The sequence below is a fragment of the Streptomyces sp. NPDC048650 genome (assembly GCF_043199095.1).
In the GTDB taxonomy this organism is placed as follows: domain Bacteria; phylum Actinomycetota; class Actinomycetes; order Streptomycetales; family Streptomycetaceae; genus Streptomyces.
Map to the genome: position 1 here is coordinate 1011781 of NZ_JBICVM010000001.1, position 21570 is coordinate 1033350.

The 21570-nt window shown below is 71.7% G+C and carries 20 protein-coding genes and 1 riboswitch; of the genes, 14 read left to right on the top strand and 6 right to left on the bottom strand.

Annotation, left to right across the window (positions count from 1 at the left end; genetic code table 11):
- Positions 1-133 precede the first annotated feature (133 nt).
- Positions 134-874, top strand: a complete 741-nt coding sequence (locus tag ACGFML_RS04655) for a response regulator transcription factor (protein ID WP_393539925.1) — start codon at positions 134-136, stop codon at positions 872-874.
- Between the two features lies 1 nt (position 875).
- A complete protein-coding gene (locus ACGFML_RS04660; protein ID WP_393539927.1) occupies positions 876-2363 on the top strand; it encodes an ATP-binding protein in 1488 nt (495 codons plus the stop codon).
- A 10-nt stretch (positions 2364-2373) separates the two neighbouring features.
- Here ACGFML_RS04660 and ACGFML_RS04665 read toward each other — a convergent pair whose 3' ends face one another.
- Together ACGFML_RS04665 and ACGFML_RS04670 are read right to left on the bottom strand one after the other, a co-directional pair.
- Positions 2374-3318 carry a M56 family metallopeptidase gene (locus tag ACGFML_RS04665; RefSeq protein WP_393539930.1) on the bottom strand — a complete coding sequence of 315 codons (945 nt, stop codon included), beginning with the start codon at positions 3316-3318 and terminating at the stop codon, positions 2374-2376.
- On the bottom strand, positions 3315-3779 hold the full coding sequence (locus tag ACGFML_RS04670) for a BlaI/MecI/CopY family transcriptional regulator (protein WP_393539932.1): 465 nt from the start codon (positions 3777-3779) through the stop codon (positions 3315-3317). Before ACGFML_RS04670 ends, ACGFML_RS04665 begins: the two co-directional genes overlap by 4 nt.
- A gap of 172 nt (positions 3780-3951) precedes the next feature.
- On the opposite strand from ACGFML_RS04670, the gene ACGFML_RS04675 reads away from it, so the two are divergent.
- From ACGFML_RS04675 to ACGFML_RS04685, 3 genes are all read left to right on the top strand, one after another.
- Complete coding sequence (locus ACGFML_RS04675) at positions 3952-4557, top strand: phosphatase PAP2 family protein (RefSeq protein WP_393539934.1); 606 nt, start codon at positions 3952-3954, stop codon at positions 4555-4557.
- Positions 4554-5243, top strand: a complete 690-nt coding sequence (locus ACGFML_RS04680; protein ID WP_393539936.1) for a phosphatase PAP2 family protein — start codon at positions 4554-4556, stop codon at positions 5241-5243. Before ACGFML_RS04675 ends, ACGFML_RS04680 begins: the two co-directional genes overlap by 4 nt.
- A gap of 120 nt (positions 5244-5363) precedes the next feature.
- A complete protein-coding gene (locus tag ACGFML_RS04685) occupies positions 5364-5663 on the top strand; it encodes a hypothetical protein (RefSeq protein ID WP_393539937.1) in 300 nt (99 codons plus the stop codon).
- A 37-nt stretch (positions 5664-5700) separates the two neighbouring features.
- Here the strand turns inward: ACGFML_RS04685 and ACGFML_RS04690 are convergent, their stop codons facing one another.
- The 4 genes from ACGFML_RS04690 to gcvT form a co-directional block, all read right to left on the bottom strand.
- Positions 5701-7083: an L-serine ammonia-lyase gene (locus ACGFML_RS04690; protein WP_393539939.1), complete on the bottom strand. Its 1383-nt coding sequence runs from the start codon at positions 7081-7083 to the stop codon at positions 5701-5703.
- Between the two features lie 261 nt (positions 7084-7344).
- A complete protein-coding gene (gene glyA, locus ACGFML_RS04695; protein ID WP_393539941.1) occupies positions 7345-8604 on the bottom strand; it encodes a serine hydroxymethyltransferase in 1260 nt (419 codons plus the stop codon).
- A 71-nt stretch (positions 8605-8675) separates the two neighbouring features.
- Positions 8676-9053 carry a glycine cleavage system protein GcvH gene (gene gcvH, locus ACGFML_RS04700; protein ID WP_393539942.1) on the bottom strand — a complete coding sequence of 126 codons (378 nt, stop codon included), beginning with the start codon at positions 9051-9053 and terminating at the stop codon, positions 8676-8678.
- An 89-nt stretch (positions 9054-9142) separates the two neighbouring features.
- A complete protein-coding gene (gene gcvT / locus ACGFML_RS04705; RefSeq protein WP_393539943.1) occupies positions 9143-10270 on the bottom strand; it encodes a glycine cleavage system aminomethyltransferase GcvT in 1128 nt (375 codons plus the stop codon).
- A gap of 151 nt (positions 10271-10421) precedes the next feature.
- Positions 10422-10517, bottom strand: a riboswitch (glycine riboswitch).
- A gap of 216 nt (positions 10518-10733) precedes the next feature.
- On the opposite strand from gcvT, the gene ACGFML_RS04710 reads away from it, so the two are divergent.
- The 9 genes from ACGFML_RS04710 (at position 10734) to ACGFML_RS04750 (ending at position 21557) form a co-directional block, all read left to right on the top strand.
- Positions 10734-11435: an AAA family ATPase gene (locus tag ACGFML_RS04710; RefSeq protein ID WP_393540417.1), complete on the top strand. Its 702-nt coding sequence runs from the start codon at positions 10734-10736 to the stop codon at positions 11433-11435.
- Positions 11436-11537: 102 nt separating this feature from the next.
- Positions 11538-12356, top strand: coding sequence for an enhanced serine sensitivity protein SseB (locus ACGFML_RS04715; protein ID WP_393539944.1), 819 nt, complete (start codon positions 11538-11540; stop codon positions 12354-12356).
- Positions 12357-12418: 62 nt separating this feature from the next.
- The gene (locus tag ACGFML_RS04720; protein WP_393539945.1) at positions 12419-13222 is read left to right on the top strand and encodes an enhanced serine sensitivity protein SseB C-terminal domain-containing protein; all 804 of its coding nucleotides are present in this window, start codon (positions 12419-12421) and stop codon (positions 13220-13222) included.
- 418 nt (positions 13223-13640) lie between these two features.
- Positions 13641-14639 (top strand): ABC transporter permease, encoded by a 999-nt coding sequence (locus ACGFML_RS04725; protein WP_393539946.1) that lies wholly within the window; start codon positions 13641-13643, stop codon positions 14637-14639.
- A gap of 74 nt (positions 14640-14713) precedes the next feature.
- Entirely contained in the window at positions 14714-16468 is a 1755-nt protein-coding gene (locus tag ACGFML_RS04730) for an ABC transporter substrate-binding protein (RefSeq protein WP_393539948.1), read from the top strand.
- 78 nt (positions 16469-16546) lie between these two features.
- Complete coding sequence (locus ACGFML_RS04735) at positions 16547-17557, top strand: ABC transporter permease (protein WP_393539949.1); 1011 nt, start codon at positions 16547-16549, stop codon at positions 17555-17557.
- Positions 17554-18924 (top strand): ABC transporter ATP-binding protein, encoded by a 1371-nt coding sequence (locus ACGFML_RS04740; protein WP_393539951.1) that lies wholly within the window; start codon positions 17554-17556, stop codon positions 18922-18924. The genes ACGFML_RS04735 and ACGFML_RS04740 overlap by 4 nt, the downstream gene beginning before the upstream one ends.
- Complete coding sequence (locus ACGFML_RS04745) at positions 18921-20015, top strand: ABC transporter ATP-binding protein (protein ID WP_393539953.1); 1095 nt, start codon at positions 18921-18923, stop codon at positions 20013-20015. The genes ACGFML_RS04740 and ACGFML_RS04745 overlap by 4 nt, the downstream gene beginning before the upstream one ends.
- A gap of 132 nt (positions 20016-20147) precedes the next feature.
- Positions 20148-21557, top strand: coding sequence for a M1 family metallopeptidase (locus ACGFML_RS04750; protein WP_393539955.1), 1410 nt, complete (start codon positions 20148-20150; stop codon positions 21555-21557).
- Positions 21558-21570: the final 13 nt, after the last annotated feature.

The window sequence follows — 21570 nt, forward strand, 5'->3', positions numbered from 1 at the left end:
GTAAGCCGACGGCGTGGTCCTGGTGAGAGGCCGGTAAGAGCGACGGGTGAGAGTCGGGTAAGACCGGGTGAGAAAGGGCCCGCCGCTCCCTCACCCGGCGCCCGCACCTCCGGGGCCTTGGCAGACTTGCCGGGTGACCCATTCCGTACTGCTCGCCGAGGACGACCGTCCCATCCGTACCGCGCTGGAGCGCGCCCTGACCCTGGAGGGGTACCGGGTCACCGCCGTCGCCGACGGGATCCAGGCGCTCGCCGCGGCGCACCGGGAGCGGCCGGACGTGATCCTGCTCGACGTGATGATGCCGGGGATCGACGGCCTCCAGGTGTGCCAGGTGCTGCGTGCCGAAGCGGACCGCACCCCGATCCTGATGCTGACCGCCCGGGTCGAGACCGCCGACCGGATCGCCGGCCTGGACGCCGGTGCGGACGACTACGTCGTCAAGCCCTTCGAGGTCGAGGAGGTCTTCGCCCGGCTGCGGGCCCTGCTGCGGCGGACGACCCCGGCGGCCGGGCCCCGGGCGGAGGGCGAGCGGAGCGACGACGGGCCGTTCGACGACGGCCGGGCGGCGGAGAGCGGCGTGGTCGAGGCGGCCGACCTGCGCATCGACGGCCCCTCGCGCCGCGCCTGGCGCGGGGAGCGCGAGCTGGAGCTGACCCGGACCGAGTTCGAGCTGCTGGAGCTGCTCGCGCGCAACGCCGGGATCGTGCTGGACCACTCGACGATCTACGACCGGATCTGGGGCTACGACTTCGGCCCCGGCTCGAAGAACCTCGCCGTCTACGTGGGATATCTGCGGCGCAAGGTCGACGTCCCCGGCAGCCGGCCCCTGATCCACACCGTGCGGGGCGTCGGCTACGTCCTCCGGGAGGACTGAGGTGTCCGCGCCCGGTGGCCGCGGCGGGCCCCTGGCCGACCGGGCCCGCCGCCCGGTCCACCGGCTGAGCGCCTGGCTGCGCACCCGCAAGCCGGCCAGCCTGCGCACCGCCTTCGCGGTGGCCTTCGCCGCCGGCGCGGCGGCGGTGACCGTCCTCGTGGGATTCCTCAGCTACGACGCGGCGGCCAGGCTGGTGCGGGTGGACGAGAAGTCGGTGTTCTCCGAGGTCGTGGGGGACCTGCGGACCCAGGTGCGGGAGAAGCCGTTCGGGCCCGGCGACTACGTGACCGCCGACCCCGACCACGACGGGCCGCGCGACGACCTCACCCGCCCCACCCGCACCGATGTCCAGGTCCTGGGCGCCGGCGGCCGGGTCGTGGACCTGGGGCGCCCGCTGCTCCCGGTCGGCTCCGGGGAACGCCGGATCGCCGCCGAGCAGCACGCGGGCCGGTACGTGCAGCGGGAGGCGTCGGTGGGCGACGACGAGTACCACGTCGCGACCGTGGCCCTGGGCGGCGGGCGCGGGGCGGTGCAGGTCGCCCAGAAGTTCAGCGAGACCGAGGACCTGCTCGCGGCGCTCCAGCAGCGCACCGCCCTGCTGGCGGCGGCGGTCATCGCGCTGTCCGGGGCGGTCGGCTGGTGGCTGGCCCGCCGGATCACCGGCCGGCTGGTCCGCCTCACCTCGGTCGCCGAGAGCGTGGCCGAGCACGGGCGGCTGGACGTCCCGGTGCCGGTGGCGGGCCGCGACGAGGTCGCCCGGCTGGGCCGCGCCTTCGACGACATGCTCGGGCGGCTGGCCAACGCGGTCGAGGACCAGCAGCGGCTCGTCCAGGACGCCGGCCACGAACTGCGCACCCCGCTCACCTCGCTCCGGACCAACATCTCGCTGCTGAAGCGGTTCGAGGACCTCCCGCCCGACGCACGCGAGGAACTCCTCGCCGACCTGGCGGGCGAGGCCCGTGAACTGACGCATCTGGTCAACGAGTTGGTGAGCCTGGCCGCCGGCCGGCGGGGCGACGACCCGCTCGGCGAGGTTCGCCTCGCCGACGTCGCCGAGAAGGCCGCTGCCTCCGCCCGCCGCCGTACGGGCCGGGAGATCACCGTACGGACCAACCGCCCGGCCGAGGTCGAGGGCCGGCCGGTCGCCCTGCACCGCGCGCTCACCAACCTCCTGGAGAACGCGGCGAAGTTCGACGCGGGCGGCACCGGGCCGATCGAGGTCAGGGTGACCGGCACCCGGATCGAGGTGCTCGACCGCGGACCCGGTATCGCGGAGTCCGACGTCACCCGCGTCTTCGACCGCTTCTACCGGGCGCCGGCCGCCCGCGGCATGCCGGGCTCCGGCCTGGGCCTGGCCATCGTCCGCGAGATCGCCACGGCGCACGGCGGGCACGCCTTCGCGAGCCGTCGGCCCGACGGCGGTGCGCTGTTCGGCTTCACGGTGGGTCGGGGCCGCCGGGCGGCCGGCGAGCAGGACACCGGCGGCTGAGCGCCCGGCCTCACCGCTCCGTGGCGTCCTGGGCCGTTTCCACCGTCCGGTGCAGGTCCTGAGCGGCGTCCAGCGCACCGGCCGCCGAGAACGCCACACAGGCGAGCAGCGCGGCCGCGACCAGCCGGCGGCCGCCCGCCCGCGAACGCGGCGCCGGGCGGCCCGGGGACAGCAGCGCGGCGACGCGACGCGGCACCGGGCCCGCCGTGGCCGCGAGCGTGGCGTCCGGGCGGTGCGGTGTCGCGGGGCGCGGTCCGGCGAGGGCGGCGCGGCCGATGGCACGGGCCGTCAGCCGCCGGTCGCCCACCCGCGCGGCGGCCGTCTCGTCGGCCCAGCGCTCCAGCGCGTACGCCAGCGGTGCGCGCAGCCCCCGCAGCAGCGGATGGCAGGTCGACGCCAGCGCGGCCGTGAGCAGGAAGAGATGGTGGCGGCCGGCGAGATGCGCGCGCTCGTGGGCCAGCAGGGCGTCGCGCTCGGCCGGTGCCAGCGCCCGCAGCATCCCGGAGGTCACGACGACGCGCGCCGGGCGCCCCGGCAGGGCGTACGCGTCCGGCGCCGGGTCCGGCAGGACGCACAGGTCACCGGCGCCGACGTGGGCCTCGGTGGCCCGCCGGGCGCTGCGCAGCTCGGCGCGGTGGCGCAGCGCGCGACGGCCGGCCGCCGCGGCGACGACGGCCAGCAGGGCGCCCGCGACGCAGGCCAGCGGTGCGTACGGGACCGGGGCCCGGCCGAGCAGGTGCAACGGGACGTGGTCGAGGGCGGCGACCGCGGGCAGCCGCAGCGCTCCGGCGGCGGCCAGCAGTCCGAGCGCCGCGATCGCGCACCCGGCCAGGACGACGGCGCTGCCGGTCAGCAGCCAGGCGGCGGCGCGCGGCGGCAGCGACTCGGCGAGCAGCCGGGCGACCGGTACGGCGAGCAGCGGCACCAGCAGCGGGATCCAGACGGCGATGATCACGTGGCGGCTCCGGGGTCGGTGCCCCCGCCGTCGCCCGGCCCGGCGCCCGGCCCGTCGCCCGGCCCGGCGCCCGGCCCGGCGCCCGGGGTGCCGTCCGCCTCGTCGAGGAGGGACCGCAGCAGTCGCTCGTCCTCCGTCGTCAGCTGCGACACGAACCGGGCGAGCGCGGTGCCCCGGTCGTCCTGCTTGTCGAGCTCGCTGCGCATCCGGCGGGCGGTCAGCCCGGCGGAGTCCTGTATCGGCGAGTAGACGTACCCGCGCCCCGCGCGGGACCGTGCAACGGTCCCCTTGCCGTACAGCCTGGTGAGGATCGTCGTGACGGTCGTGCGGGCGAGCAGCCCGCCCAGCGCGCACTGCACCTCGGCCGGGGTCTGCGGCCCCTCGGCCGCCCAGAGCGCCGCCAGCACACTGGCCTCCAGCGCGCCGGCGGGGCGCCGTGGCACGGGTGATGTCTGCGACATGGAACGCCCTTCACCAGATCGTCGTCTACAGTTCCGAGGACCGCTACCGTCTACGTGACTGTAGTCGTCCGGTGGGCCCGCACGGCGGGCTCGCCCCAGTAAACCCGCCCGTACCCGAAAACCGAACCGGCCCGCCCCGCCCGGTCCGGCCCGCCGCCAAGGAGAACCACCCATGCACGACCTCGCCCTCGGCGGAGCCTCCATCGACGGCGGGCTGTACACCTCGATCACGGGTCTGGCACAGCACGCCCCGCACGCCGTCAACACCCTCGTGGCCTACGGGACCGACTACGGCCTGGGCCTGTTCGCGATCCTGATGCTGTGCGCCTGGTGGCGGGCCCGGCATGCCGACTCCCGCCGGATGGCGATGGTGCTGGCCACCCCGCCGGTGGTGGTCGCGGCCTATCTGGCGAACGACATGATCAAGAGCTTCGTCGACGAGCAGCGGCCCTGCCAGACGCTCCATGTGGCCACCGTCGAGGCGTGCCCCGGGATCGGCGACTGGTCCTTCCCGAGCAACCACTCCGCCATCGCCGCGGCCGCCGCGGTCGCCCTGGTGCTGTGCGGCAGCCGACTCGGCCGGATCGCGGTCCCGGCCGCGCTCCTGATGGGGGCCTCGCGCGTCTGGGTCGGCGCCCACTACCCGCACGACGTCGCCGCCGGCCTGATAACGGGCGCGCTCGCCGCATGGGCCCTGACGCCCCTGGCCCGCCGTGCGGCGCCCGCCGTCGACCACGTCCGCGCCGGCCGGCTGCGCCCCCTGGTGGCCGCGCGGTGACGGCGACGGGGCGGCGCCCGCACCGGCCCGGCCCGCTCCTCGTCCTCGCCGCGCTCTGCGCCGGGCTGCTCGCCGCCATGGCCGTCGTCTCGGCCGTACGCCACGGGGCCCCGCTCGCCCCCGAGCGGGCCGCCCACCACTGGTCGACCGCACACCGGGGCGAGCCGCTGCGCTCCCTCGCCCGCGCCGTCACGGCGACCGGCACCGGCCCCGTCCCGTATCTGATGGCGGTGCTCGCCGGGCTCCTGGCCGGGCGGGACACCCCGCGCCGGCTGCGCGCCGTCACCTGCGCCGTGGCCGTCCTCGCGACCGGCCAGGCGATCCGCTACGGGCTGATGGAACTCCTCGCCCGCCCCCGCCCACCCGTCGCCGACTGGGCCGGGCAGGCCACCGGCTACGCCTTCCCCTCGGGGCACGCCACCACCTCCGCGCTGGCGGCCGGGCTCCTGGCCTGGGGCATCGTGCACCGGGCCGGCCCCGGCACCGCCCGCACCTGGTGCGCGGTGCTCGCCCTGTGGACCCTCGCCGTCGGCGCCACCCGCGTCTTCCTGGGCGTCCACTGGCCGGGCGACGTCCTGGCCGGCTGGCTCCTGGCCGCCGCCGTGCTGTCCCTGGCGCTGCTCCTCGAACCCTTCGCCCTGCCGCCGCCGGATCCGGCGGACGGCGCCCCCGCACGCCATGAATAGCTGACGATAGGACCAGTTCTTCCCCAAGCGGGCATGGACCCGCTCCGCGCGGAGCAGCACTGACGTGGGCGCCCGTGGGCCGCCCGCGCAAGCGATCACCGCACCGCCAGGGGGACGCCGATGGAACGCCGGACCGAGCACGTCACGAACCCGCCGGCGGTCCCGCCGGCGGACCGCGTACCGGGCCGCTGCGCGGCGGCCGCCGACAAGGACCCGACCGGGTGCGAGGGCCCGCCCGACGCGGCCACCATCCTCGACCGCCACGGCCGCGAAGTGGCCGGCTGCGTCCACCACTGCGCCCGGCTCCTGGCCGGTCTCGAAGGCGCTCGGGTGCACCCCTTCGTCCCGGCGGCCTGCGCCCTGGAGATCTACTCCCGGGCGAGCGAACTCCCGCCCTTCGCCTGGGAGATCGGCAGATAGCCGGAGCCGTCCACGACCCTGCGGGCGCGCGGGCGGCTCAGCACTCGATGATGTTGACCGCGAGCCCGCCCCGCGCCGTCTCCTTGTACTTGACGCTCATGTCGGCGCCGGTCTCCTTCATGGTCTTGATGACCTTGTCGAGGGAGACGTGGTGGCGGCCGTCGCCGCGCAGCGCCATCCGGGCGGCGGTGACGGCCTTCACGGCGGCCATGCCGTTGCGCTCGATGCACGGGATCTGGACGAGTCCGCCGACCGGGTCGCAGGTCAGACCGAGGTTGTGCTCCATGCCGATCTCTGCGGCGTTCTCCACCTGCTCCGGGGAGCCGCCCAGTACCTCCGCCAGGCCGCCGGCCGCCATCGAGCAGGCCGAGCCGACCTCGCCCTGGCAGCCGACCTCGGCGCCGGAGATGGAGGCGTTCTCCTTGAAGAGCATGCCGATGGCGCCGGCGGCGAGCAGGAAGCGGACCACGCCGTCCTCGTCGGCGCCGGGCACGAAGTTGACGTAGTAGTGCAGGACCGCGGGGATGATGCCGGCCGCGCCGTTGGTGGGCGCGGTCACCACCCGGCCGCCGGCGGCGTTCTCCTCGTTGACGGCCATCGCGTAGAGGGTGACCCATTCCATCGCGTGCGCGAGCGGGTCGCCCTCGGAGCGCAGGGCGCGGGCGGCGGTGGCGGCGCGGCGGCGGACCTTGAGGCCGCCGGGCAGGATCCCGTCGCGGGACATCCCGCGCTCCACGCACCCCTGCATGACACGCCAGATCTCCAGCAGGCCCGCGCGGATCTCGTCCTCGGTGCGCCAGGCCCGCTCGTTCTCCAGCATCAGGGAGGCGATGGACAGGCCGGTGTCGTGGGAGAGGCGCAGCAGTTCGTCACCGGTGCGGAAGGGGTGCGTGAGCACCGTGTCGTCGAGCTTGATCCGGTCCTCGCCCACCGCGTCCTCGTCGACGACGAAGCCGCCGCCGACCGAGTAGTACGTCTTCTCCAGCAGCGGGGCGCCGCCGGCGTCGTACGCGAAGAGGGTCATGCCGTTGGCGTGGTACGGCAGGGAGCGGCGGCGGTGCAGGATCAGCTCGCGGCTCTCGTCGAAGTCGATCTCGTGGGCGGCGCCGATCTCGGCGCCGAGCAGGCGCAGCCGGCCGGTGCGGCGGATGCGCTCCACCTCGTCGTCGGCGCTCTCCACGTCGACGGTGCGGGGGGAGTGGCCCTCCAGACCGAGCAGCACGGCCTTGGGGGTGCCGTGGCCGTGGCCGGTGGCGCCCAGGGAGCCGAAGAGCTCGGCGCGCACCGAGGCCGTCTGGGCGACCAGGCCGTCCTTCTTGAGCCGGCCCACGAACATGCGGGCGGCGCGCATCGGGCCGACGGTGTGGGAGCTGGAGGGCCCGATGCCGATGGAGAAGAGATCGAAGACGGAGATGGCCACGGTTGCGGACTCCCTTGGCTGCTCGTGGTGGATGGTGGAGCGGTTGCGCGGTGGGGCCGGGGGTGGAGCCCATACGGCAGCAGGTACGTTTCTGCGCCGGATTTCGAGCGTAACGCGGACGGCGACGGCAGCCCACGGACGGGACCCGGCGGACGGCCGTCGGCAGGGGTAACGGCGGATGGCGCGGCCGCGGACCGGCCGCGAGCCCGGGGCGGGTGTCCGGCCCCGGGCTCGCGGCTGGTGCTTACGGAGTGGCAACCGTCACAGGGACGGGTACAGCGGGTGCTTGTCCGCCAGCGCGGTGACCCGGGCCTTCAGCGCCGCCACGTCGTACGACGGCTTGAGCGCCTCGGCGATGACGTCGGCGACCTCGCGGAAGTCCTCGACCGTGAAGCCGCGGGTGGCCAGCGCCGGCGTACCGATGCGCAGCCCGGAGGTGACCATCGGGGGGCGGGGGTCGTTCGGGATGGCGTTGCGGTTGACCGTGATGCCGACCTCGTGGAGGCGGTCCTCGGCCTGCTGGCCGTCCAGCTCGCTGTTGCGCAGGTCGACCAGGACCAGGTGGACGTCGGTGCCGCCGGACAGGACGGAGACGCCGACCTCGGTGACGTCCGGCTGGACCAGACGCTCGGCGAGGATGCGGGCGCCGTCCAGGGTGCGCTGCTGGCGCTCCTTGAACTCCTCGGACGCCGCGACCTTGAAGGAGACCGCCTTCGCCGCGATGACGTGCTCCAGCGGGCCACCCTGCTGACCGGGGAAGACCGCAGAGTTGATCTTCTTGGCGAGCTCCTGGGTGGACAGGATGACGCCGCCGCGCGGGCCGCCCAGGGTCTTGTGGGTGGTGGTGGTCACGACGTGGGCGTGCGGCACCGGGGAGGGGTGCAGACCCGCGGCCACCAGACCGGCGAAGTGCGCCATGTCCACCATCAGGTACGCGCCGACCTCGTCGGCGATGCGCCGGAACTCGGCGAAGTCCAGCTGGCGCGGGTACGCGGACCAGCCGGCCACGATCAGCTTCGGGCGGTGCTCCTTGGCGAGGCGCTCGACCTCTTCCATGTCGACCAGGTTGGTCTTCTCGTCGACGTGGTAGGGCACCACGTTGTAGAGCTTGCCGGAGAAGTTGATCTTCATGCCGTGGGTCAGGTGCCCGCCGTGCGCGAGGTTCAGCCCCAGGATCGTGTCGCCCGGCTTGATCAGCGCGAACATCGCGGCGGCGTTGGCCTGCGCGCCGGAGTGCGGCTGGACGTTGGCGGCCTCGGCGCCGAAGAGCGCCTTGATGCGGTCGATGGCGATCTGCTCGACGACATCGACGTGCTCGCAGCCGCCGTAGTAGCGGCGGCCGGGGTAGCCCTCGGCGTACTTGTTGGTGAGGACGGAGCCCTGGGCCTCCATGACGGCGGCGGGGGCGAAGTTCTCCGACGCGATCATCTCGAGGGTGGACTGCTGGCGGTGGAGCTCGGCGTCGACGGCGGCGGCGATGTCGGGGTCGAGCTCGTGGAGGGAGCTGTTGAGAAGCGACATGAGTCTTTCCTGGAGGGGTCAGGGGGCGCGGAGCGCTTCCGATCGGGCGGTGGCGGGGAGAGCCGGAAGGCTCAGCTTTGGGTGAAGGCGGCGTACTCGTCGGCCGACAGCAGCTCGCCCGGCTCGCCGCTGATCTTCACCTTGAACAGCCAACCGCCCTCGAACGGGGCGGAGTTCACCAGCGAGGGGTCGGCGACGACGTCCTCGTTGATCTCCGTGATCTCGCCGTCCACGGGCGAGTAGAGATCGCTGACCGACTTGGTCGACTCCAGCTCACCGCAGGTCTCGCCCGCCGTGATCGTCGAGCCGACCTCAGGAAGTTCCACATAGACGACATCGCCGAGCGCATTGGCGGCGTGCTCGGTGATGCCGACCGTCGAGACGCCGTCCGCGGCGGCCGACAGCCACTCGTGCTCCTTGCTGTAGCGCAGCTGCTGGGGGTTGCTCATGGCTCGATTCTCCTGTACGCGAGGGTGTGATCGTGAATGGGGTCTTGCCCAGTGAGACGGCGGAGGGTGCCGCTCCCGGCGCGGGACCGCTACTTCTGGCGCTTGTAGAAGGGCAGCGCCACGACCTCGTACGGTTCGTGGGTTCCCCGGATGTCCACGGCGACGCCCTCGGTGCCCGGCGTGGCGTGGGCCGCGTCCAGGTAGGCGATGGCGAGCGGCTTGCCCAGCGTCGGGGACGGTGCCCCGGAGGTGACCTCGCCGATGACCGTGCCGTCGGCGGCGACGACCTGATACCCGGCACGCGGTACCCGGCGGCCCTCGGCGATCAGTCCGACCAGCTTGCGCGGCGGGCTGGTCTCGGCGCGCTCGGCGGCCGCCGCCAGCGCGGCGCGGCCCACGAAGTCGCCGCCGTTGGTGGTCTTCTCGAACTTCACGACCCGGCCCAGGCCCGCGTCGAACGGCGTGGTCGCGGTGGTCAGCTCGTGCCCGTACAGCGGCATCCCCGCCTCCAGGCGCAGGGTGTCGCGGCAGGACAGCCCGCACGGGACCAGCCCGGCGTCCTTGCCCGCCTCGGTCAGCGCCGCCCAGAGGGCGACCGCGTCCGCCGGCCGTACGAACAGCTCGAAGCCGTCCTCGCCGGTGTAGCCGGTACGGGCGATCAGCGCGTCCACCCCGGCGACGGTGCCGGGCAGACCCGCGTAGTACTTCAGGCCGTCCAGGTCGGCGTCGGTCAGGCGCTTGAGGATGCCGGGGGACTCCGGTCCCTGGACGGCGAGCAGGGCGTAGGCGTCGCGGTCGTCGCGCACCGCGGCGTCGAAGCCCGCCTGCCGGTGGGCCAGCGCGTCCAGCACCACCTGGGCGTTGGAGGCGTTGGCGACGACCATGTACTCCTGGTCGGCGAGGCGGTAGACGATCAGGTCGTCGAGGATGCCGCCCTCGGCCTCGCAGATCATGGTGTAGCGGGCGCGGCCGGTCCTGACGCCGCCGATGTTGCCCACCAGGGCGTAGTCCAGGAGGTCGGCGGCCTGCGGTCCGGTGACGGTGATCTCGCCCATGTGGGAGAGGTCGAAGAGGCCGGCGCGGGTGCGGACGGCGACATGTTCGTCGCGCTCGCTGCCGTAGCGCAGCGGCATGTCCCAGCCGGCGAAGTCGGTCATGGTCGCGCCGAGCGCGCGATGGGTGGCATCCAGCGCGGTGCGGCGGGGGGCATCAGTCATGGTTCTGGGCTCCCAGGCATGGGTGACAAGACGTTCTCCCCATCTGTCATCGGAACCTGAGAGGTTCACCGGGATCCCGCGAACGGACCCGGTTTGCACCTTGGGTGGAGCCGCCCCGTCGACCGGGCAGTGGCTCGCTTTTCAGATCTGCCTCGCCCGCGCGGTATAGGGGCCTGAGAGATTCAAGGGAGGACTTGCTCCTTCGGCGCCCCGCCGTGGCGGCCGGGGACTCTCCCGCGCGGATTCAAGCGGCCGGTATGCAGTTGGCTGTGCGCAGGTGAGCAGAGGTGCGCACGTGGCGCCGACATCATTGCACGGGATCGCCCGATCGAGGAGGGGCGGTCGTCGACCGGCCCACGAGCTGGACAGATCCGACAATCGCCTTGATGTCCATTACCTTTTCTTGACACTCTGCGAGGTGGGAACGGGGCCGAACCGGCGCCGAACCGGACCGGGAGGGGCGATCACGGTGCACCGCGAAACCGCATTCGCGACAACATCAGGGGCCGCTCCCGAGGAGCCGCCGCCGGCACACCGCCCGCGGCGCGCCTCCCGGGGCGTCCTCCGGCCCGGCGACGGCGTCCTGGACCTGCGCGGGTCCGGCCCCCTGGCGGCGGAACTGCGCTTCCCGGCGGGCGACCTGGTGGTGGTCTCCGGGCTGCCGGGCAGCGGCAAGAGCACCCTGATGCACCGCGCCGTGCCGTCGCTGGACGCCCGCGGAGCCGCGGTGCACCGCATCGATTCGCAGGACGTCCGCGAGCGCTGGGAGCGCGGCCCGCTGCGCCGCCTGCCGTACGGCCTCTATCGCCCGCTGGTCCGGGCCGCGCACTACCTCGGGCTGCACCGCGCGCTGCGCTCGGGCACCAGCGTGGTGGTGCACGACTGCGGGACGCTGGCCTGGGTGCGCCGCTGGGTCGCGTGGTCGGCCCGGCGCGGGGGCCGCGGGCTGCATCTGGTGCTGCTCGACGTGCCGCCCGAGGTGGCGCTGTCCGGCCAGGAGGAGCGGGGGCGCGGGGTCTCGGGGTACGCCTTCGCGCGCCACCGGGGAGCGGTGGGCGGGCTGGTCGCGGCGGCCGGGGCGGGCCGGTTGCCGGAGGGGTTCGGCTCGGCGGTGCTGCTGGACCGGCGGGCGGCCGGCGCCTTGCGGACGGTCGGTTTCGACTGAGCGGACGGGCCGGTCGCCCGGTGCCGCCCCGCGGGTTGTGCCGCCCGCTTCCTCGTCTAGGGTCGTTGGCCAGAAGGCGCGGTTCGGAACGGGTGGATGCAGATGACATTTCCGGAGCAGGGGCACTTTCCGGAGCAGGGGATACCGCAGCTGGCCTGGCCGGCGAACGAGTTGGAAGAAGTGCTGTCGGCCGCGGTCGGACACCCGGGCGCGGGTGGCCGGATCGTGGAGGTCCTCGGCCGCAGCCGGGTGTGGGTGCCGCTGCCCAACGGCGGCGGCCCGCAGAGCGCGGGGCCGGGTGCCCGCGGGCTGGATCTGCCCACCGTGGAGATAGCCGGCCTGGCCTACGTCCCGGTCTTCAGCTCCGAGCAGGAGTTCATGAAGGCCGTCGGGGCGCACATGCCGTTCACCGTCGCCCCGGCCCGCGAGTTCGCCCGCGGACTGCCGCCGAAGATGGGGATCGCGGTCAATCCGGACGGCACCATAGGTGTTCCCCTCCCGGCGCCCGCGGTGGCCGAACTGTGCCGGGCGGGCCGCGCGGAGGCCGATGGCCAACTGCCCAGCGGCGGCCGGGTCCGGCTCTTCGAGCCGGACTGGCAGGAGGAGCCGGTCGACTTCCTGGCCGCGGCCGGACTCGAGTTCTCCGGCACCCCAATTGTCCTGACTGCCCGGCGTGCCCTGGCAAGTGTCGAGGGCGACACGCCCGCGCTGTTCGTCGGAGTTCAGGTCGCGGCGGACGCCGGGGCGCTGCAGGACGGATCCGCCCGCGAAGCGGTCCTGAACGCCCTGGGGCATGCGCTCGGCACGGTGCCGGTGCCCTGGCCCGTCCAGCTCGTCATGCTCGACGTCGCGCAGGGCGATCCGGTGGCCGACTGGATGCTGGAGCGCGTGCGGCCCTTCTACTCCCGGGACCACTCGTAAGCTGGTTGGATGACGGGCGGGCGCACCTCACGTGCCCTGCCGAGGAGAAGGGACGGGACCACGTGAGCGCGGGTGCGCATCAGGGAGCGGCGGCGGCCGACCACGTCGAGCAGATGCTGCAGCAGGTCTCGCCCGACCGCTACGACGCCTACGAGGGGCTGCTGGCCGCGCTCGCCGCCGGGCAGGTCTGGATGCTGCTGTGGCAGGGCCGCGCCGGGACACCCGATGCGCAGTACGGGAACATGGAGGTCGAGGGGCTGGGCTACGCGCCCTGTGTGACCTCCGCCGCCGCGCTCGCCGCCTCCGGCTGGAACCGCGACCACGAGTTGGTCAGCGGCCCCGAGATCGCCGCATCGCTCTTCCCCGACCGCTGGGGGCTGTGGCTGAATCCGCACGCTCCCGGTGGCGGTGTGGGCATTCCGTGGCTGGACCTGCGCCGTATCGCCGGCGGCCTCGACCGGCTGCCCGCCGGGCCGCTGCGGCTCTCCGAACCGGTCATCGACATCCCGCAGTTCTATGCCCTGCTCGCCCAGAACGCCCACCGGACGCCCGCCGTGCGGTCGTTGCGCCGGGCCTGGGTGCAACCGGCCCTCGGTGCCCCTTATCTGGCGATCGGGCTGGATCTGTACGACACCGGGCAGCAGGCGGTGGATTCGGTGCGGCTGATGATTCAGCAGTCGATCGGCGCGGTGCCGGACGGTCTGCCCGTCTCGACGGTCGCGATGAACGACGAATACGACCCCGTCGGCATGTGGATGCGCGCCTCCACCCGCCCGTTCTTCGACCGCGACGGCTACGGCGGCCCCGCGGGTGCCCCGCCCGCTCCGGCGCCGTCCTACGGCTACGGCTACCCGCGCGCCTACTGACACCGAAGTCAGCAGCGGGCGCCGCCGCCGGCCGCCGATCTTGGGGTGAATTCACCCCAAGTGCACCGTGGTTGCGCGCCCCTTTCGTGGGCCCTCGACCCGCTCAGCCGGTACCCCTGTTCGTATAACGGAACCCGGCGGACCACATCACAGTTACGCATCCATTCACCGCCAGGACTGGTGAGTGATCGCGAATCGGATGAAGACTCCGGCAACAGAGAGCTTCGGCTCTTTGTACGACCGATCATCCGAACCGGCGTCGCGCGCATCCCGGATTTCCTCCCGGGCCACCTTCCGCGACGTCCGTCCGAACTGCTCGGCCGCGTCCGTGGCGGCCGGTGCACCAGTGATGTGAACCAAGCCGCTACCGCGGCGGGCATGGGCCGACCACCGTCGGCCGAGAGGGGTCAAAGGCACCGTGACCGCACCGATCGAGACCACCGGGGCGGCTGCCGAGGCGCAGCCGGAAGCGGTGCTGCAAGGCGTGGAGAGCAAGCGCATCGAAGGGCGCTCGCTCGGCCAGATCGCGCTGCTGCGCTTCCGCCGCGACAAGGTCGCGGTAGCGGGCGCCATCGTTGTCATCCTGCTCGTCGTCCTCGCCGCTTTCTCCCGTCCCCTCCAGTCCCTGCTCGGCCTGGACCCGGACAGCCCCAACCAGAGTCTGATCGACCCCAACACCACGCTGCCCAAGGGCGACCTCGGCGGCATGAGCGGCGATCACCCCCTGGGTGTGGACCCCAAGTTCGGCCGCGACCTGCTCGCCCGCATCATCGAGGGCTCCTGGGTGTCGCTGATCGTGGCCTTCGGCGCGACGCTGCTGTCGGTGGCGATCGGCACCGTCCTCGGTGTGGTCGCGGGCTTCTACCGCGGCCGGGTGGACGCGTTCATCAGCCGCATGATGGACGTCTTCCTGGCCTTCCCGCTGCTGCTGTTCGCCATCGCGATCTCCGCCTCGCTGCAGGGCGGTGCCTTCGGCCTGGAGGGGCTGCCGCTGCACATCTCCGTCCTGATCTTCGTGATCGGCTTCTTCAACTGGCCGTACATGGGACGGATCGTGCGGGCGCAGACGCTGTCGCTGCGGGAGCGCGAGTTCGTGGACGCCGCCCGCGGCATGGGCGCCCGCGGGCCGTTCATCCTCTTCCGTGAACTGCTGCCCAACCTGGTGGGGCCGATCATCGTCTACTCGACGCTCCTGATCCCCTCCAACATCCTCTTCGAGGCGGCGCTGAGCTTCCTGGGCGTCGGCATCCAGCCGCCCCAGGCGTCCTGGGGCGGCATGCTCAACCAGGCGGTCAAGTACTACGAGGTCGACCCTCAGTACATGATCGTCCCCGGCCTCGCGATCTTCGTCACCGTGCTGGCGTTCAACCTGCTCGGTGACGGTCTGAGGGACGCACTGGACCCGCGCAGCCGCTGAGTTCCGCCGGCACCCGCCCAGACGCCTCAACCGCAGTGCTCACGTTTCGACGAACGAAGGGGATACCGACCACGATGCGAAGGTCAGTTCCGGTCGCGGCTATCGCGGCCATCACCAGTGCCGGCCTGCTGCTGGCCGGCTGCAGCGGGGGCAAGGGCTCCGACGGCGAGTCCGGCACGGCGAACGCCGCCACCACGGGCGTCGTCAACGCCTCGGACGCGAAGGGCGGCACGCTCAACTACGCGATCAGCGACGCCCCCGAGTCGTTCGACCCGGGCAACACGTACTACGCCTTCATCTACAACTTCAGCCGGCTCTACGCGCGCCCGCTCACCACCTTCAAGCCGGGCGCCGGCGCGAAGGGGAACGAGCTGGCTCCGGACCTCGCCGAGTCGATGGGCAAGCCCACCGACGGGGGCAAGACCTGGACGTACAAGATCCGCAAGGGTCTGAAGTACGACGACGGCTCCAAGATCACCTCGCAGGACGTGAAGTACGCCGTCGAGCGCAGCAACTTCGCGCGTGACACGCTCTCGCTCGGCCCGAACTACTTCCAGCAGTTCCTCAAGGACAACGACGGCGGCGGCTACAAGGGTCCCTACAAGGACAAGAGCAAGGCCGGTCTGAAGTCCATCGAGACCCCCGACGAGCACACGATCGTCTTCCACCTCAAGCAGGCGTTCGCGGAGTTCGACTACCTCGTCAGCGCCCCGCAGACCGCGCCGGTCCCGCAGGCCAAGGACAAGGGCGCGGACTACACCAAGTCCGTGGTCTCCTCCGGCTCGTACAAGTTCCAGAGCTACGAGGAGGGCAAGCAGCTCACCCTCGTTCGCAACCCGCAGTGGTCCGCGAAGACCGACCCGCTGCGCAAGCAGCTGCCGGAGAAGATCGTCCTGAAGCTGAAGGTCGCCCAGTCGACCATCGACAAGGACCTCCAGTCCGGCAACACCCACGTCGACCTGGCCGGCCGCGGTGTCGACGGCCAGACGCAGGCCCAGCTCCTGACGGACTCCAAGGAGAAGGGCAACACCGACAACGCGCTCGGTCAGCGTCTCGTCTACTCGGCGATCAACACCAAGGTGAAGCCGTTCGACAACATCGAGTGCCGCAAGGCCGTCGAGTACGCGATCGACAAGAAGGCCGTGCAGACCTCGCTCGGCGGCCCGATACGCGGCCAGATCGCCTCCACCGTGCTGCCGACCGACATCGACGGCTACCAGAAGTTCGACCAGTACCCGCAGAAGTACAGCGGTGACAAGCTGAACCTGGCGGAGGCCCAGAAGCACTGGAAGAAGTGCGGCGCCGGCAAGACCACGACCACCATCCTGGCGCGCAACGACCGCCAGGACGAGGTGGACGCGGCGACCTCGGTCATCGAGTCGCTGAAGAAGATCGGTGTGACGGCGAAGATCCAGAGCTACCCGACGAGCAAGTACTTCTCGGACTACGCGGGTGTGCCGAAGTTCAACAAGAAGAACAACGTCGGTCTCATCATGATGCAGTGGGGCTCGGACTTCCCGACCGGCTACGGCTACCTGCAGCAGATCCTCAACGGCAAGGCGATCAGCCAGTCCGGTAACACCAACCTGTCGGAGCTGGACGACCCGGGCATCAACAAGCTGCTCAACAGCGCCATCGCCAACACCGACAAGGCCGCTCGGGAAAAGGCGTACGCCGAGATCGACAAGAAGACGATGGAGCAGGCGGTGATCGTGCCGCTCACCTACTTCAAGGTCCTGATGTACCGCTCGCCCAAGGCCACCAACATGGTGTCCACCTCGGCCTTCAGTGGCGAGTACGACTACCTCAACATCGGCGTCAAGAAGTAGCAGCCCTGGAAGGCAGGTGAAGGCATTGGTGTCCGCGGGCCGGTCGCTACCGGCTCGCGGCGCCGACGCCGCATCCCCGTGTTCTCGTACATCATCCGCAGGTTGATCAGCGCAGTGATCCTGCTGCTGATCGTCAGCGCGGTCACATTCGGCATTTTCTTCCTGCTGCCGAAAATGGCCGGGCAGAGCACCGACCAGCTTGCCCAGCAGTACATCGGAAAGGCCCCCACGGCCGCGGACATCGCCGCGGTGAAGAAGAATCTCGGCCTGGACAAGCCCGTGTACGAGCAGTACTGGGACTTCATCAAGGGCATTTTCGTCGGCGTCGACTACAAATTCGGTCCGGAAGCGGCCAGGTGCCATGTGCCGTGCTTCGGATACTCCTTCAAGACGCATATCGAGGTCTGGCCGGAAATCCAGTCGCGGCTCCCGGTGACGCTGTCGCTGGCCGCCGGTGCGGCCGTGCTGTGGGTCGTCTCCGGTGTCGCCACCGGTGTGCTCTCCGCGCTGCGCCCCGGTTCGCTCTTCGACCGGTTCGCCATGACCGTCGCGCTGGCCGGCGTCTCGCTGCCCATGTTCTTCACCGGCGCCCTGGCGCTGGCCCTGTTCACCTACCAGTGGCCGATCTTCGAGCGCAGCGACTACATCCCGCTGCTGGAGGATCCGTTGCTGTGGGCCCGGACCCTGGTCCTGCCCTGGGTGACCCTGGCCTTCCTCTACTCCGCGCTCTATGCCCGGCTCACCAGAGCGGGCATGCTGGAGACGCTGAGCGAGGACTACATCCGTACGGCCCGCGCCAAGGGTCTGCGCGAACGCAAGGTCGTCGTACGGCACGGCCTGCGGGCCGCGCTCACCCCGATCATCACCGTCTTCGGCATGGACCTGGGCCTGCTGCTGGGCGGCGCGCTGATCACCGAACAGGTCTTCTCGCTCAAGGGTGTCGGCGCCTTCGCGGTGGAGGCGATCAACGCCAACGACCTGCCGAACATTCTCGGCGTCACCCTGCTCGCCGCGTTCTTCATCGTCATATGCAACCTGGTGGTGGACGTTCTGTACGCCGCCGTCGACCCGCGGGTGAGGCTCTCGTGACCGACTCCTCCGAGGACAAGACCGGGGCGGCACAAGCCGCCGGCACGGCCGAGGCCGCCACGACGGACGCGGCGCAGGCCGGGACCGCCGAGGCTGTCGAGACCGACGCCACGGCCGACGCCACGGCCGACGCCACGGCCGACGCCACGACTGAGGCCACGGCCGACGCCAAGGGCACGGCCGACACCGAGACCGACGCCACGGCGGAGGCCCGGGCCGACGCCGAGGCGGACCCCGAGCCCGAGCCCGGGCCGGCTGTCACGAGCGTGACCGAGGCCGCTCCGGCCGCCGGGGCCGCGACCGTGCGGCAGCCCGAGGCGCCCGGCACACCCGCCGCCTTCCTCGAAGTGCGCGACCTCAAGGTGCACTTCCCCACCGACGACGGCCTGGTGAAGTCCGTCGACGGGCTGACCTTCAGCCTGGAGAAGGGCAAGACGCTCGGCATCGTCGGCGAGTCCGGGTCCGGCAAGTCCGTGACCTCGCTCGCCGTCATGGGCCTGCACCGCGCCTCGCGCCAGCAGCGCAACAAGGTGCAGATGTCCGGCGAGATCTGGCTGGACGGCAAGGAGCTGGTCGGCGCCGAGCCGGACGAGGTGCGCCGGCTGCGCGGCCGGCAGATGGCGATGATCTTCCAGGATCCGCTGTCCGCGCTGCACCCCTTCTATTCGGTGGGCAGCCAGATCGTGGAGGCGTACCGCGTCCACCACGACGTCAACAAGAAGACGGCGCGCAAGCGGGCGATCGAGATGCTCGACCGGGTCGGCATCCCGCAGCCGGACAAGCGGGTGGACGACCATCCGCACCAGTTCTCCGGCGGTATGCGCCAGCGCGCCATGATCGCCATGGCGCTGGTCAACAACCCCGAGCTGCTGATCGCCGACGAGCCGACCACCGCCCTGGACGTGACCGTCCAGGCGCAGATCCTGGACCTGATCCGCGACCTGCAGAAGGAGTTCGGCTCGGCGGTCGTCATCATCACCCACGACCTGGGTGTGGTGGCCGAGCTCGCCGACGACCTGCTGGTGATGTACGGCGGCCGGTGTGTGGAGCGGGGGCCCGCGGACAAGGTGTTCTCCGCGCCCCAGCACCCCTACACCTGGGGGCTGCTCGGCTCCATGCCGCGGATCGACCGCGACCAGACGGAGCGGCTGATCCCCGTCAAGGGGTCGCCGCCCAGCCTGATCAACGTCCCGTCCGGCTGTGCCTTCAACCCCCGTTGCCCGTACGCGGACGTCCCCAAGGACAACCTCACCCGCACGGTCCGCCCCGAACTGCGCCAGGTCGAGGGCGGGCACTTCTCCGCCTGCCACATGGCGCCGGAGGAGCGGGAGCGTATCTGGACCGAAGAGATTGCGCCGAAGCTGTGACCGAGACGACAGACGAGCAGAACAAGAAGATCCCGCGCCAGCAGGACGGCGAGCCCGCGGCGGACCCGTCCGCCGCGGCCGAGCCCCTGCTGCGCGTCCGCGGCCTGGTCCGTCACTTCCCGATCACCAAGGGCCTCCTCAAGCGTCAGGTCGGGGCGGTGCAGGCGGTCGACGGCATCGACTTCGAGGTCCGGCCCGGGGAGACGCTCGGCGTCGTCGGCGAGTCGGGCTGCGGCAAGTCGACGATGGGCCGGCTGATCACCCGGCTCGACGAGCCGACCGGCGGCTCCATCGAGTTCCAGGGCCAGGACATCACGCATCTGTCGTCGGGCAAGCTGCGTCCGATGCGTCGCGACGTCCAGATGATCTTCCAGGACCCGTACGGTTCGCTGAACCCGCGGCACACCATCGGCGGCATCGTCTCCACCCCCTTCCGCCTCCAGGGCATCGAGCCCGAGGGCGGCGTGAAGAAGGAGGTGCAGCGGCTGCTGGAGCTGGTGGGCCTGAGCCCGGAGCACTACAACCGCTATCCGCACGAGTTCTCCGGCGGCCAGCGGCAGCGCATCGGCATCGCCCGCGCGCTCGCGCTCAAGCCGAAGCTGGTCGTCGCCGACGAGCCGGTCTCCGCGCTGGACGTCTCGATCCAGGCCCAGGTCGTCAACCTCATGGACGACCTCCAGGAGGAGCTGGGCCTGACGTACGTCATCATCGCCCACGACCTCTCGGTCATCCGGCACGTCTCGGACCGCATCGCCGTGATGTACCTCGGCAAGATCGTGGAACTCAGCGACCGCAAGTCGCTCTACGAGTCGCCGATGCACCCGTACACCAAGGCGCTGCTGTCGGCCGTTCCGGTGCCCGACCCCAAGCGGCGCACCCAGCGGGACCGGATCCTGCTCAAGGGCGATGTGCCCTCGCCGATCAACCCGCCCTCCGGCTGCCGGTTCCGTACCCGCTGCTGGAAGGCGACCGAGGAGTGCGCCACCACCGAGCCGCCGCTGGTCGCGCTGCGGACCGGTCATCAGGTGGCCTGCCACCACCCGGAGAACGCCCCGAGCGGCCAGGGGGAAAAGCAGCTGAGCGGCGCCTGAGCGGGACCCGGGCGCCCACCGGGCGGTGAATGCAGAGGAATTGGCAAAGTCCTGGGCAAAGTGGTGCGGGAGAGTGCAGAGTCGGCACGGTTGTTCATCATCCGTGTGTTCGAAGGTCCGAAGGGACTGCTCATGGCACTCTCCCGCTCCGCCCGTCGCACCTCCCGCTGGCTCGCTCTCGCCACGGCCGTGGCCTCCGCCGCCACCATCGCCGCCGCGCCCGCCGCCTCGCCCGGTGCCCCCGGCGTCGGAGATCCGTACTTCCCCGAGCTGGGCAACGGCGGTTTCGACGCCCTTCATTACGACCTCGGTGTCAGCTACCACCCCGACTCGGGCCGACTGGACGGCCGGACGACGCTGACCGCCCGGGCCACCCGGAACCTCACCGCCTTCGACCTCGACCTGCAGAAGCTGAAGGTCGACTCGGTCCGGGTGAACGGCCGGCGCGCCCACTTCGCCAGATCCGGCGACGAGATATCCGTACGCCCCGACTTCGCGCTGCGCCGCGGGGGGAAGTTCACCGTCACCGTGGCCTACCACGGCGTCCCCAAGCCGCTCAGCGGGCCGATCGTCTTCGGCTCGGACTACGGATGGATGAAGACCAAGGACGGTGTCTTCGTCGCCTGCGAGCCGAACGCCGCCTCGACGTGGTTCCCCTCCAGCGACCACCCCAGCGACAAGGCGACCTATGACATCCGCATCGACGCCCCCAAGGGGCTGACCGGCGTCTCCAACGGCCGGCTCATCAACTCCGGCGAGGCGCACGGCCGTTCCTACGCCCACTGGCGCGAGCGGCGCCCGATGGCGACGTACCTCGCCACCGCCACCATCGGAAAGTTCGACGTCCGTACGGGCACCACCCCGGGCGGTACGCCCATCTACGTCGCCACCGACCCGACCCTGCCCACCGGCAAGGTCGATGTCTACGGCATCACCGCCGAGGCCACCGACTACTGGTCCAAGGTGTTCGGCCCGTACCCCTTCGAGGAGACCGGCGCGATCGTCGACGACATGCCGCAGGCCGGCTTCTCGCTGGAGGTGCAGTCCAAGCCGGTCTACTCGGCCGTGCGCAGCGAGAGCACCATCGTGCACGAGCTGGCCCACCAGTGGTTCGGTGACTCGGTCTCGGTCAGGCAGTGGAAGAACATCTGGCTCAACGAGGGCTTCGCCAGCTACGCGCAGTGGCTGTGGGCCGAGCACCGGGGCACCCAGAGCGCGCACGACGCCTTCCGCGAGGAGTACGCCTCCCTGCCGGCCGGCGACGACTTCTGGAAGGTGAAGGTCGCCGACCCGAAGCGGGACACCATGTTCTCCGGCGCGGTCTACGACCGGGGCGCGATGACCCTTCAGGCGCTGCGCGAGCGGATCGGCGACAAGGCGTTCTTCAGGCTGCTCCCGGCCTGGACCTCGGCGCACCGCTACGGCAACGCGGAGACGTCGCAGTTCATCGCGCTCGCCGAGAAGATCTCCGGGCAGCAGCTGGACGACCTCTTCCACGCCTGGCTCTCCACCGACAGCAGGCCGGCCCTGCCCGGGAAGTAGGCCCCGCGGGCGC

What these genes read in the sequence shown, in the direction of transcription:
- ACGFML_RS04750 (WP_393539955.1), top strand. Translation starts at nt 20,148, where the DNA reads ATGGCACTCTCCCGCTCCGCCCGTCGCACCTCCCGCTGGCTCGCTCTC.
- ACGFML_RS04675 (WP_393539934.1), top strand. Translation starts at nt 3,952, where the DNA reads ATGCACGACCTCGCCCTCGGCGGAGCCTCCATCGACGGCGGGCTGTAC.
- ACGFML_RS04670 (WP_393539932.1), bottom strand. Translation starts at nt 3,779, where the DNA reads ATGTCGCAGACATCACCCGTGCCACGGCGCCCCGCCGGCGCGCTGGAG.
- gcvH (WP_393539942.1), bottom strand. Translation starts at nt 9,053, where the DNA reads ATGAGCAACCCCCAGCAGCTGCGCTACAGCAAGGAGCACGAGTGGCTG.
- ACGFML_RS04715 (WP_393539944.1), top strand. Translation starts at nt 11,538, where the DNA reads ATGACATTTCCGGAGCAGGGGCACTTTCCGGAGCAGGGGATACCGCAG.
- ACGFML_RS04730 (WP_393539948.1), top strand. Translation starts at nt 14,714, where the DNA reads ATGCGAAGGTCAGTTCCGGTCGCGGCTATCGCGGCCATCACCAGTGCC.
- glyA (WP_393539941.1), bottom strand. Translation starts at nt 8,604, where the DNA reads ATGTCGCTTCTCAACAGCTCCCTCCACGAGCTCGACCCCGACATCGCC.
- gcvT (WP_393539943.1), bottom strand. Translation starts at nt 10,270, where the DNA reads ATGACTGATGCCCCCCGCCGCACCGCGCTGGATGCCACCCATCGCGCG.
- ACGFML_RS04685 (WP_393539937.1), top strand. Translation starts at nt 5,364, where the DNA reads ATGGAACGCCGGACCGAGCACGTCACGAACCCGCCGGCGGTCCCGCCG.